The organism is Thermopirellula anaerolimosa (assembly GCF_054657335.1).
Genome location: NZ_BAAHYX010000006.1, coordinates 2741285 through 2753591, shown reverse-complemented (window position 1 = coordinate 2753591; position 12307 = coordinate 2741285). Strand labels below are relative to the sequence as shown.

At 62.8% G+C, this 12307-nt stretch carries 8 protein-coding genes; 4 read left to right on the top strand and 4 right to left on the bottom strand.

Translation table 11 applies throughout. The features are described 5' to 3' along the window. Positions 1–66 precede the first annotated feature (66 nt). Positions 67–1182: a [FeFe] hydrogenase H-cluster radical SAM maturase HydE gene (gene hydE, locus ACYQ6J_RS15960; protein ID WP_460185186.1), complete on the bottom strand. Its 1116-nt coding sequence runs from the start codon at positions 1180–1182 to the stop codon at positions 67–69. Between the two features lie 538 nt (positions 1183–1720). On the opposite strand from hydE, the gene ACYQ6J_RS15955 reads away from it, so the two are divergent. From ACYQ6J_RS15955 to ACYQ6J_RS15945, 3 genes are all read left to right on the top strand, one after another. After that, positions 1721–2821 (top strand): DUF1559 family PulG-like putative transporter, encoded by a 1101-nt coding sequence (locus ACYQ6J_RS15955; RefSeq protein ID WP_460185185.1) that lies wholly within the window; start codon positions 1721–1723, stop codon positions 2819–2821. Between the two features lie 386 nt (positions 2822–3207). Beyond that, complete coding sequence (locus ACYQ6J_RS15950) at positions 3208–4659, top strand: sulfatase family protein (protein WP_460185184.1); 1452 nt, start codon at positions 3208–3210, stop codon at positions 4657–4659. Between the two features lie 110 nt (positions 4660–4769). Continuing rightward, positions 4770–6056, top strand: a complete 1287-nt coding sequence (locus ACYQ6J_RS15945) for a Gfo/Idh/MocA family protein (protein WP_460185183.1) — start codon at positions 4770–4772, stop codon at positions 6054–6056. 37 nt (positions 6057–6093) lie between these two features. On the opposite strand, the gene ACYQ6J_RS15940 is transcribed toward ACYQ6J_RS15945, so the two are convergent. Together ACYQ6J_RS15940 and ACYQ6J_RS15935 are read right to left on the bottom strand one after the other, a co-directional pair. After that, a complete protein-coding gene (locus ACYQ6J_RS15940) occupies positions 6094–7224 on the bottom strand; it encodes a hypothetical protein (protein WP_460185182.1) in 1131 nt (376 codons plus the stop codon). Between the two features lie 494 nt (positions 7225–7718). Continuing rightward, positions 7719–9224 carry a Gfo/Idh/MocA family protein gene (locus ACYQ6J_RS15935; protein WP_460185181.1) on the bottom strand — a complete coding sequence of 502 codons (1506 nt, stop codon included), beginning with the start codon at positions 9222–9224 and terminating at the stop codon, positions 7719–7721. 278 nt (positions 9225–9502) lie between these two features. Here ACYQ6J_RS15935 and floA point away from each other — a divergent pair, with 278 nt between their 5' ends. Next, positions 9503–10492 (top strand): flotillin-like protein FloA, encoded by a 990-nt coding sequence (gene floA / locus ACYQ6J_RS15930; RefSeq protein ID WP_460185180.1) that lies wholly within the window; start codon positions 9503–9505, stop codon positions 10490–10492. 177 nt (positions 10493–10669) lie between these two features. Here floA and ACYQ6J_RS15925 read toward each other — a convergent pair whose 3' ends face one another. Continuing rightward, positions 10670–12097 (bottom strand): hypothetical protein, encoded by a 1428-nt coding sequence (locus tag ACYQ6J_RS15925; protein ID WP_460185179.1) that lies wholly within the window; start codon positions 12095–12097, stop codon positions 10670–10672. Positions 12098–12307: the final 210 nt, after the last annotated feature.

Below are 12307 nucleotides of genomic sequence, written 5' to 3'. Positions count from 1 at the left end.
TACTTGTAGCGGGAACCCATGCGACCGTCGCCGCGCCGAGCTTTCAGGCCGGCCTGCCGCACGCCTTCACGCGGAGGATTCGATGTCGTCGCAGTCGCTCGTGCGAGCGCGGTAATTGGGCGAGGTCCCCGGCCCGCGCCCGATCGGACGCCCCAAGCTCTCGATCCGCGAACGGAGACAGACGTGGCACGCCTCGGCCGACTCTTGAATGCAAGCCTTGTTCGGATAGATTTCGTAAAACACGCGATATCGGGGAGGCGTCAGGTTCGGCATTACGATGTTGGCGCCGCGGACCAGTCCCAGTTCCCGCCCTCGCCCGCGATTCAGCGTGGCCAAGGCGGTCGTGCTTGGGATGTTCGCCCGCGGACACACTAGCCGCGCCAGGGCGATGGTTTTGTACGTCATCAGTTCGTTGGCGGGCACCTGGTCGCCGTCCGGAACGAGGACGCGGAACTCCGGGTCGGCCAGCGGTGTACGGGGATGCAAGATGAAAGGTCCCACCCCGATCATGTCCAGGTCCAAATCGCGAAAAGTCAGCAGATCGTCGGCCAAGTCGCCGTACGTCTGCCCCGGAATGCCGATCATGACCCCGCTGCCGACCTCATAACCCAGGGCCTTCAATTGCCGGAGCATCTCGATACGCGTCGCACGCTCCTCGCCTTTCGGCGGATGGTACTTGCGATAAAGCTGAGGATTCGAGGTCTCGAACCGCAGCAGGTAGCGATCGGCGCCTGCTTGCCGCCAGGCCGCCCAATCCTCCGCGCTGCGTTCTCCCAAGCTCAGCGTGATCGCCAGCGGAAACGACTCCTTGATCCGCCGCACCACCTGCGCGATCATGTCGCGGCTCAGCAGCGGGTCTTCGCCGGCCTGCAACACGACGGTGCCGTAACCCATCGCGTGGGCCTGCCGGGCGCAGGCGAGAATTTCGTCCTCAGTCATCCGATATCGCGTCAGCTCCGTATTGGGCGCCCGCAGCCCACAGTACACGCACAGTCGGATGCAGTAATTGGAAATCTCGATCAACCCGCGGAGATGCACCTCACCGCCCACGTGCGCCTGCCGGACCTCGTCGGCGGCCTGCCACAATTGCTCGAGGCGCGAGGGATTCTCTTCCCGGAGCCAGGCTACCAAACCTTCCCGGGTGAGAGGTTCGAGCGATTGCAAGACGGCCGACGAAGGCATGAGTGATTTCTTTTGGCGGTAACGGCGGAAGGAAGGCCAACCCCACGTTTGTGGGAGACTGCGGCACGCACCTTGTCTATTATACGACCCCGACGCACCCACGGTGCGGCCCCTCGCAGGAGCTAGTGGTGAGTGAATTCCTTGGAGCCACCAGCGTTAGCTGGTGGTGCCCCTCTTGGAGCCACCAGCGTCAGCAGGTGGTGCCCCTCTTGGAGCCACCAGCGTTAGCTGGTGGTGGAACCCTGGGTAGCGCCGAAATACCTCCAGCTTACGCTGGAGGCTCCAATATGGTCGTGCGTAGCGAACAACACCTCGGGCTTACGCCCGAGCCTCTTGGAGGCGGGAGGATTCCAAACTATCCGATGAACAGAAAAAGGGTGCTATTCAATGTTAACGTGTATTGTCCACTTTTCTATTGACTTTTTGCATCATGAAAATAAAATCCTGGTGTAAGTGGCGCAGTTGTGTCTGACTGTTCGGTCGGCTTCCCCGTTACGGGGTTGAACGTGTCGAGTCCTTTTCTGAAGGAGTGCTAGCCATGCGTAGAATGAGAGGGTTGTGGCGAAAGTTTCCACCGGGCTTCACCCTGGTGGAACTGCTGGTGGTGATTGCCATTATCGGCATCCTGATTGCGCTATTGCTGCCCGCCGTGCAGGCCGCCCGTGAGGCCGCTCGGCGATCGCAATGCACGAACAATCTCAAGCAAATTGCCTTGGCGCTACATAACTACCACGATAAATACAACGTTTTTCCTAGCCTCGGCCAAGGTCCCACTGCGGGGACGCCTCCGGAGGAAAAGAGCACCTACGGCGGGTTGAGCGCCTTCGTGATGCTGCTGCCCTATCTGGAACAAACGGCCCTTTACAATCAGTGGCAGGCCCCGCAACCGCCCCGCTACAACGCCTGGGGACCGGTGCCTTGGTACGGTTGGGATTTCCGACCGCACAACGTCCAGGTACCTTCGATTCTCTGCCCCTCTGATGGATCGGCTGGCAAGATCCGTGACGACGGCAGGCCCTATTGGTGGCAGGGCGACAACTCCTACGTCTTTTGCTGGGGCGACGATGTGAGCGTCGATTGGCGGGGTCGCTCGAATCCCCGCGGTATCTTCGGCGGCGACAGTTTCGTCGGGATGGCGGGTATCACGGACGGCACCAGCAACACCCTCGCCGTCAGCGAAGTCGTGGTCTCCACCCGAGGCGACGTTCGGGAGACGCACGGCAACTATGTGGAGAACGCAGGCGACGGTACGCTGCGTGCCAATCCCGGCATTTGCCTGCAATGGAAAGGACCGAACAATACCATCACCGCATCCGCCCCGCAGATCGGCGAGCTCCGCGGCGTGCACTACGGCTGGGGTGCCGCATGCGTCACCGGGTTCAACACGGTGCTCCCGCCCAACTCCATCGGATGCAAAGGTTATTGGTCCGAATGGGGTTCGGACCACGTCATGCCGCCGGACAGCTATCACCCGGGCGGCGTGAATGCGGCCTTGGCCGACGGGTCGGTTCGCTTTATCAGCGATACGATCAACACCGGCAACTTGGCGGCGCCTGAAGTCAGCGGCGGTCCCAGCCCCTACGGCGTTTGGGGCGCGCTCGGCACCCGAATGGGCCGCGAGTCGGTCAACAACTTCTGATTGCCGGGCCGCTTCGTCGCGTCAGGACGATAAGTATCCCATCACCGCCGGCTAACGCCGGCGGCTCTAGTTTATTCTTTTTCCAATCACGCACGTGCGCTCGCTGCACCACCGGCTAACGCCGGCGGCTCTTTGTTTCTTTGAGTCACTCGTATGGAGAGCCACCGGCGTAAGCCGGTGGTGGCGCCGGCGATTCATGGTTCGTTGGGCGCTTGACCGCGGTGATTGCATCAACCAAACTCTACGGAGGTGCCGTCGCGCCGCTGCCGGTGCGATTCCCGCGGACCCTCGGGGGAGTGCTCCCAGCGAGGTTATCAGTTCGCAACCGTAGCGGCGAGTCGATTTTTCCCAACGGTCCAAGCCTTTTTCCTCGGAGAGGTTGCATCATGCCTTGGTCGCTCTTGCTTTGTGGACTGCTGGCAGCGACCGCCGATGACCGCCCAAACGTGGTGTACGTGGTGACCGACGATCAGCGTTGGGACGCCATGAGCTGCGCGGGCCATCCCTTCCTCAAAACGCCCAACATGGACCGCTTGGCCGCCGAGGGCGCAAGGTTCGCCAACGCCTTTGTCACTACGTCGCTGTGCTCACCCAGTCGGGCCTCCTCGCTGAGCGGCCTTTACGCTCACACCCACGGAGTGATCAACAATTTCACCGACTTTCCGCAGGATATCCCCAGTCTTCAAGGTCAACTCCACGCGGCGGGCTACGAGACGGCCTATATCGGTAAGTGGCACATGGGCGAGGACGACGACTCGCCTCGACCGGGCTTCGACTATTGGGCCAGCCACAAGGGCCAGGGAAATTACTACGACAACGATTTCAACATCAACGGCGTGCGGCGCCGACTGCCCGGCTACTATACCCACCGCGTCACCGATCTGGCGACGGAATGGCTGCGGCGTCCTCACGATCGTCCGTTCCTTCTGATTCTGGGGCACAAGGCCCCGCATACGCCATTTACGCCGGAGGAGGCTTATCGGCACATCTTCGATGACGTGGCGATCCGCTATCCCGCCTCGGCCTTCGAACTGGACGGCAAGCCCGACTGGGTCAAAGAGCGACTGGTCACGTGGCACGGCATCTACGGGCCGCTCTTCGGATTTCGCGAAAAATTTCCGGATACCGGACCGGAGGCCGAGGCCGACTTCGCCCGATTTGTTCGCAGTTATCTCGCCACGATCGTTTCGGTGGACGACAGCCTGGGCAAGGTGCTGAAGACGCTCGAGGAGACGGGTCGACTCGATCGCACGCTGGTTATCTTCACCTCGGACAACGGGATGCTGTTGGGCGAATACGGCATGACGGACAAGCGGACGATGAACGAGCCGAGCATCCGCGTGCCGCTGTTGGTCCGCTATCCGCCGCTCGTGCGGCCCCGCACCGTGGTCAACGAGATGGTGCTCAATATCGACCTGGCGCCCAGCGTGCTGGACATCTGCGGCGTGCCGCCGCTGCCCAAGGCGCACGGGCGATCTTGGAAACCGCTATTGACGGGTACCGCGACCGATTGGCGGAAGTCGTGGTATTACGAGTACAACTACGAAAAGCAATTCCCCTACACCCCCAACGTCCGCGGCGTGCGCACGGATCGCTACAAGTACGTCCACTACCCGCACGGCGACGGGACGCCGGATCGCCACCGCGCGGAACTGTACGACCTGCAAAACGATCCCCAAGAGCGTTACAATCGGATCGACGATCCCGCCTACGCCGCCGTGTTACAAGAACTGAAGGCCGAGTTGCGGCGGTTGCAGGAAGAGACGGAGGCCTTGCCGGATCGCATGCCGCTGGATGAAGGCGTCAAGACCGAGTTGCCCGAGGCCTCCATCCGCTGACCGACTGAGACGAGGCCGGCCCATTTCCTGACCAACAACAGGTCCGCGCTTCGGCTTGCGGCCTCAATACGTCTTGCGATTTTTCTTGGACGCGAATAGGAGCGATTGCCATGAACCGGTTGTCTCAACCGACGCGTCGTAGCTTCCTGCGTTTGGCCGCGACGGGCGCCGCAGCCTCGGTCGTGCCCGCCTGGATTCCCCGTTCCGTGCTGGGCGAAGGCCCTCGCCCCGGCGCGAACGACCGCATCACCGTCGGCGTGATCGGAACCGGCGGGCGATCCAACCTCCTGATCGACCAACTCCCCGAGCAAGGGCAAATCTTGGCTCTGTGCGATTGCTTTCTGGCCCGGGCGAACGACACCAACGCCAAGAAGGGCGAGGGGAAATGGGCGGTCTATCAGGACCACCGCCAACTTCTCGACCGCAAGGACATCGACGCCGTGATCGTGGGCACGCCGGACCATGCCCGGGTCTACGTCTGCATCCACGCTTGCCAAGCGGGAAAAGACATCTACGCCGAAAAGCCGCTCACGCTGTGCATCGGGGAGGGCCGGGCCTTGGTTCGCGCCGTTCGCAAATACCGGCGGGTGTTCCAGGTGGGAAGCCAGCAACGCTCCATGGCCATGAACCGATTGGCATGCGAGTTCATCCGGTCGGGCAAACTGGGCAAAATCCGGGTCGTTCAAGGGGTCAACTATCCGGGTCCTCGCTTCCCCGAGGCATTGCCCGAGGAAGAAAAGCCGCAAGATCTGGATTGGGACCGCTGGCTGAATCAGGCCCCCATGCGACCGTACAACAAGCAGTTGCACTTCGGTTGGATGGCGTGGTGGGATTACTCGGGCGGCGAGATGACGAACTGGGGCGCCCACGGCTTGGATCAGGTGCAATGGGCGTTGGGCAAGGACGGTACCGGACCGGTGGATATTCGCCCGCAAGGACCCGCCAAGGACATGAACGCGCCCGTCCACATGAAGTACGACGACGGCACGCCGCTGCGCCTGGAGCTATCGGGCGCGCCGATGGGCGGCGCCGTCTTCTCCGGCGAGAACGGTCGGATCGAGATCAATCGCAACAAGTTCACCTGCAATCCGCCGGATTTGATCCGAGACTTGCCGCCGCAAGAGGAAATCGACAAGTGGCGGGACGAAGTGGCCCTTTGGCAGGCCAAATACCACATGGAAAACTGGATGGACTGCATGCGGACCCGCCAATTGCCCGTCGCCGACGTGGAAATCGGCCACCGCTCGATCAGCATCTCGCACTTGGCCAACATCGCCCGCTATCTGGGGCGACGTTTGGAGTGGGATCCCGTCCGCGAGTCGTTCGTCGGCGACGATGAGGCCAACGCCTTGGTCCTGCGACCGCGGCGTGCGGGCTACGAGTTGCCGGAGGCGTGACCGACCGGCCAAGGCGTCGGGGCCGATCGCCCCGCCCTCAGCGACGTCCCGCGTAATCGGCTCCCAACGATCGCTTGGGAACCTCCACGATCGTCGGTTGCAAGTCGAACGGGATATCCACCAACCGCTTGGGTTGATAGCCGACCGACGAGACTCCCGGCGGTCCGGGCACGGGTTCGGCGGCGAAGGTCTTCATGATGGCCACGATCCGCGGGTCCAGTTCCGTCTTGCCGTCCGCCCGGGGCGTGCCCAGCGAATCGAAACTACCCACCGTGACGAGACTCACGGCGCGATCGTGGAATTCGTAGGCCTCGTAGCCTTTCGCTCGCAGGGCCAGCGTCAATTCGTGCGCTCGGCGCGAGGCCTCCACGAGCTTGCTCTCGAACTTGGCCTCTCCCCGTTCGATCGCCCGAATCTTGGCCTGGTCGATCACCACCTCGCCCGTGAAGTGGGCCACCTGAACCGTGTACCGTCCCGGGCAGTTCAGCAGGTTGTACTCGTACCCGTCGTTCAATTCCAAGAGAAACTTGTCCAAGCCGTTGGGCTTAAAGTACTCGTCCGGCAGGAGGGGATTGGCCGTCAAAAAGGCGTGTCCCATGGGACCTTTGTGCTTCTTTTCATTGTCGTCCGTCAGCAGCGACTGCTGGATGGTCCGCAAAGCGGCCAAGGTCCGCGACGTGGGGGCGTCGGGACGCGCCTCCAGGCATTGCGGGCGACTGTATTTGATTTTTTGCAGGGTCTGTTGCGCGGCCGGATCATCCACCGACGAGAAGTCGCCCACCAACACCGCGATTTCCCGAATCTCATCCCCCGCCCGATAACGCCACGAATTCCGCTCCCCTTTGCCGCGGTCCAAACGGAACTCTTTTTCGTACAGATAGGCCTTCAATTTGTACTTCTGGCGCAACTCCAGGACCAATTCCTTGGCCTGCTCCTCGGCCCGATCCCCGGAAAAGCTGCATGCCATGATCAGCCAGGGGCCGTTTTTCTCCGTGAGACGATAATCCTTCGCCGGGTCGGCGTCGACTTTGGTGAAGGTGAAGAGATTGTCCCACGGGGCGGCGCAGGCAAAGCCCGCAACACAGCCCAAGACAAGCCCCAGCACTGCGGCGGGCAAGCCGCGTCGGGCGACGCGGCGGAAAGCGAATAGCCCTTTCTCGAAAGCCATCCTTGGCCTCCTTCCGAGTTCGGAATGCGTCCGGTCGGAACCGATTGTGTCTCGAATAATGTCCGTGGGGAGTCCGTTCCCCGAGGCAAAGTGTAGCGGGAATCGCCCGGGGGTAAAAGGTCAGTTCGCGCCGGTTTCGGGCCGGCGCGATACGCCGCGGTGCGGCCGCCACCAGCTTAGGCTATCACCCAGCTTACGCTGGTGGCTCCAAACTGCGCTTTGCGCTACGCGCCGCCGGCTCTAGCGTGAGATGCTCTGGAGCTGCGAATCAAATCTCTCCGGGAGCCTCCAGCGTTAGCTGGAGGTGCGTCGCCACTGCCCAACGTCACCAAATCGCCATCGCGATCATCACTAACAGCGCCAATAGCTTACGCTATCACCACCAGCTTACGCTGGTGGCTCCAGGGCGCGCGATTGCGTCAGCACGAGCCTCGGGTGTAAGCCCGAGGTGGTTGAAACCGCGAGCCTCGGGCGTCAGCCCGAGGTGGAAATCGTCACAATTCCCAACCGGGGCGATATTCACGAGTCAACAGGGGCCGGGCGCTCTCGGGCGACACGAGGTTTCCCGTCCCGGGGTCGTATTCCACGCGCGAGCCTGACCGCAGCGCGATCGTTCCCAGATTGACGGTCTGAGAGATGGCCGACGCCGAGAGGAAGTTGCCGGGCGAGGCCTCTCCCCCGCGGCAAGCCGCCACCCACAAATCCAGGTGCGACCCGCGGTCGGGCACGGACCGGGCGAATTCTTCGCCCAGCGCCTGCTCGAGCGACGTTTGCTTTCCGTCGGCAAACAGGATCGGGTTCTGCCCCGAAAAGCCCGCCAGGACGGCCCCGCTCTCCCCAACAAACAAAATTCCCTCCGGGGCGGGACGAACGCCGGCGGCGTCCAAGGCCTCGGGCAAGCGGGGCTTCATGCCGCCGTCGTACCACCACAACTCCACGCCCTCGCCCGATCCCGGCGCAAAGCGGAATCGGAACATGCAACCGGCGGGGTACGAATAGTCGTTCTGAATGACGCGGCTGACCGTTCCTTCCGTGGTGCAGAGGTGCGTGCCCCAACCGTCGGCGACGGTGGCAGGCCCCAGGCCCAATTGCTCAAAGACCGGCCACAGACTGTAGATGCCCATGTCGGCCATGGAACCCCCGCCGAAATCGTACCAACCGCGAAACACGGTGTGGGTGTACCAGGGATGATAGGGACGATCGACTGCCGGACCGAGCCACAAATCCCACTGAAAGCCCGGCGGAACCGGCGGTCGATCCTTCGGGATTTCGGCGTACTGCGGCCAGACCGGGCGATTGGACCAGTTGTGAATCTCGCGGAGTCGGCCGATCACGCCCTTTTTCACCGCGGCGGCAATCCGCGCATTGCCCAAGCCTGCGCCCCAGGCCAACAAGTGCGTGGCCTTTCCGGCGGCGGCCGCCGTCGCCAGGACTTTGCGGACCTCAGCCATGCGATTGGCCAGCGGCTTGTGCATCAACACGTGCTTGCCTCGGTTCAATGCGGCGATGGCAACGGCGGCGTGCAGGTGATCCGGCGTCATCACCTTGACGGCGTCCAGGTCGGTCTCTTTCTCTAGAAGTTCACGGAAATCGGCATAGGCCCGGCATCCGCGGAATGTTCGGCCGCGCTGCTTGGAGTAGTAGGCGTCCACGACGAATCGACCGACTTCGCGACCGCCGGGGCATCCGTCCGCAGTCCGCCAGTTGGGATCACCGACCAAACGTCCGATGAGGGACCGTATCTCGCCCGCCCCCCATTCCAGATAGTCGTTGCTATCGGTGTTGGGATCGCAGACCGCCGTGATTTCGACCGCCGGATGATCCAGCAGGGCCTTCAGTTCGCGGAAACCCTGGGTGCCCATGCCGATATGAGCCAGGCGAATCTTCTCGCTGGGCGGCGTTTCCCCCACGCCTCCCAAAACGTGGCGCGGGACCAGCGTCGCGGCGCCCAGCAAGGAACCGGCCACAAACGTTCGACGAGGCAGAGAACCCGTATGCATGACTTTCCCCTCCGTTTTCCCGGGTGGAACCAATAGAGTTGACGCAACGAATGGGTACGATGGCGTCGAGGAACGGTAGTCCGCCGAAACCGCTCCCATTATGACGGGCACGATGACGATTCTCCAGCGAAACCGACCCCGTCGGCGGACGGTTGTTCTTGTAGCCGACCGGATCGGGCGATGCTATAATGCCGACTGTCCGGGCACCGCTTTTCGAACCGTTCGACGATCGTCGCTCGGCGGCGGATGAAAGCTTCGCCCTCGCGAGGAGCACGGTTATGGCGTGGCAACAACTTGGGCTATTCGGGCAAGTGATTCCTCCCTGGCTCGTCGGCGTGGTACTGGCGGTCGTCGGTATCGGCCTCCTCCTGATCCTGCTGATTTTGGCGTTGGTCTACGGATCGCTCTGGTTCCAGGCCTTCATGTCGAGCGCGCGGGTCAGCATCTGGAGTCTGGTGGGAATGAGTCTCCGCCAGGTGAATGCGGGCCTGATCGTCAAGGCCAAAATCATGTCGGTACAGGCGGGACTGGGTCCGGAACGGCAAACCGGCATCACTACGCGGAGATTGGAGGCGCACTATCTGGCGGGCGGAAACGTCATGAACGTGATCATGGCGTTGATCGCCGCCCAGCGGGCACAGCTTCCCTTGACGTTCGACCAAGCGGCGGCCATCGACTTGGCCGGACGCGACGTGCTGGACGCCGTTCGCACCAGCGTTTATCCCAAGGTCATCGATTGCCCGGACCCCCGCTCCGGACGCACCATGCTTAGCGCCATCGCCAAGAACGGCGTGGAACTGAAGGTTCGCGCCCGGGTGACGGTCCGCACCAAGATGGAAACGCTGATCGGCGGCGCCACGGAGGAGACGGTCATCGCTCGGGTCGGCGAAGGCATCATCACGTCCATCGGTTCGGCCGAGACCCACCTGCAAGTGCTGGAGAATCCGGACTTGATCTCCAAGGCCGTTTTGAATCGGGGATTGGACCACGCGACGGCTTTCCAGATCGTCTCGATCGACATTGCGGACATCGACGTGGGTCAAAACATCGGGGCGCGTCTCCAGGCCGATCAAGCCGAGGCCGATACCCGCGTGGCCCGCGCCAAGGCCGAAGAACGCCGCGCCATGGCCATGGCCCGCGCTCAAGAGATGAAGGCCGCCGTGGCTTACAACCGTGCGCAGGTCGTTTTGGCCGAGGCCGAGGTCCCCCGGGCCATGTCCAAGGCCATCCGCGAGGGCCGACTGGAGGCCCTGGCCTCCCGCAACTGACGGCGAAGACATCCCACCCGCCTCGCCGGTTCGGTTCACCGCCGGCTGACGCGGGCGGTTCGGGCTCAGCATCGCTTCGTGCTGTTTCGTGGAACGCGAGCCTGACCGAATGACGCGCTAAGCTGACGCGCCGGCGCAAGCTGATGCCGGCTCCGGCTTGCGCATTTACGGAGGCCGTCACGGGCTCCTGACCTCACCTAGCAGCAGCCAACCACTCTCGACGTCTTGATCGACGTTGGCGAACCGAATCGGCTTGCCTCCCTTCAGCGGGTTCGGAACGCGGACGGCCGGTGTGTAAGCCCCCGGCGGAGTTCCCGTCAGGTCCAAGGAATCCGTCCATGTACGGGGCGGGTCGCCGGGCAGCAGACCGCGCAACGTACCCCGACACGGAAAGACGCAAATAGGGCGACCGTTCGCTAACAACGCCCACTCCGGCTTCCATTGGTAGTAGAACGGGGCCACGCCGCGGTTCTCGATCTCCAAACTTACTCGCAACCGACCGTCTTGCGGTTCTCCGATTGTCACCGCCGCGGCGTAGAACTCGTAACCCATTCGCCGCACGGCATCTTCCGCCCGCCGGATCCGGTCGGGGCGAATTTCCCCTCGGAACATGCCGCTGTCCATCAACCAGGTGACGTGCGTAGCCTCCACGCATTGGCGAAAATCTTGAATCCGTTCGTCTCCCGGTTGCTCGTCGAACACACGCCCCCACGCCTCGGGACGGATTTCGCCGCCGATGGGATGCGTCTTCCATTTGGCTTCGGCGGCGGGACCCGCGGCACGAAGCCGGGCCATGAAAAACCACGCGTCTTGTTTCCTGCCCGTGTCGAGCGTGGCCCACGCGAAAGAGTCGTCGTGATAGCCGAAGCCGCGATCGCAGTTCGCCGCGTAACGAGGGTCTTGGTCGCCCGCCGGGTAGCGCAGCAGTACCGGCGTGGTCTTGAACGCCGCCTCGTAGGCGTCCATGACCTCTTGCTGCACGTCCTTGCCGGCGAACAATTCGGCTCTGGGGTGATCGTGCCACTCGCCCCAAGTGCCTAGCAATCCGGCGGTGATGAAGCCGATCCTAGGGTCGCCGTCGTACTTTTTTCCCAGGGCCGCGATGAAACGCACCATCGAACGGCGGAGGTTCGCATCGGCGTAATCCGGGGTTTCGACTTGCGCGTTCGGAAACGGTTGGGTGTTGGTGTTGAGGTAGCCGTGAACCTTCAAACCGTCGCGGATCAGAAACTCCGGGATCACGCCGCGTTTGCCGGGGTATTCCAAGAAGACGCGAAAGACGGCCTGATGCCCGCGACCGGCCACGTCGTCCAAGAACCGCTCCAAGGGCACCCAGTCGAAATCATCATACCCTTTCACCAGGGCCGAGTAGGGAATGTAGCTGAACTCCATGCTGTGGGGAAACCGGTCCCGCACGTCGCCTCGATACGGCACCAGGCCCTTCAAGGGGTTGTCCACCGGGGCGGGTGCGTACTCCAGGGCGCGGCGCGTATCAGCGCGGGCGACGGGAAGCCCGACGATGATCCCAACCGTCAAAACCGACGCGGTGATTACCCGAAACACGCCCCTTCCGTAAGCCACCGCATACCAAGCGACTTGCTTCATCACCAGCCTCCCGCACTCCTCCGAAGGTACGCCCGGAAAAATTACTCGATGCCTCGCCATTCTATCGCACGGCGTGAGGCCGCGTTATACGGCGCGGAAAAAGCCTCCGCGGCCTTGCGATCATCGCGTTCCCGGCAGGCGCGCGGCGGCACCGTCCACGTGGGGTCACGTTGAGCAAGGCGGATCGGATCGCTGGAAGACGTCGCGCAG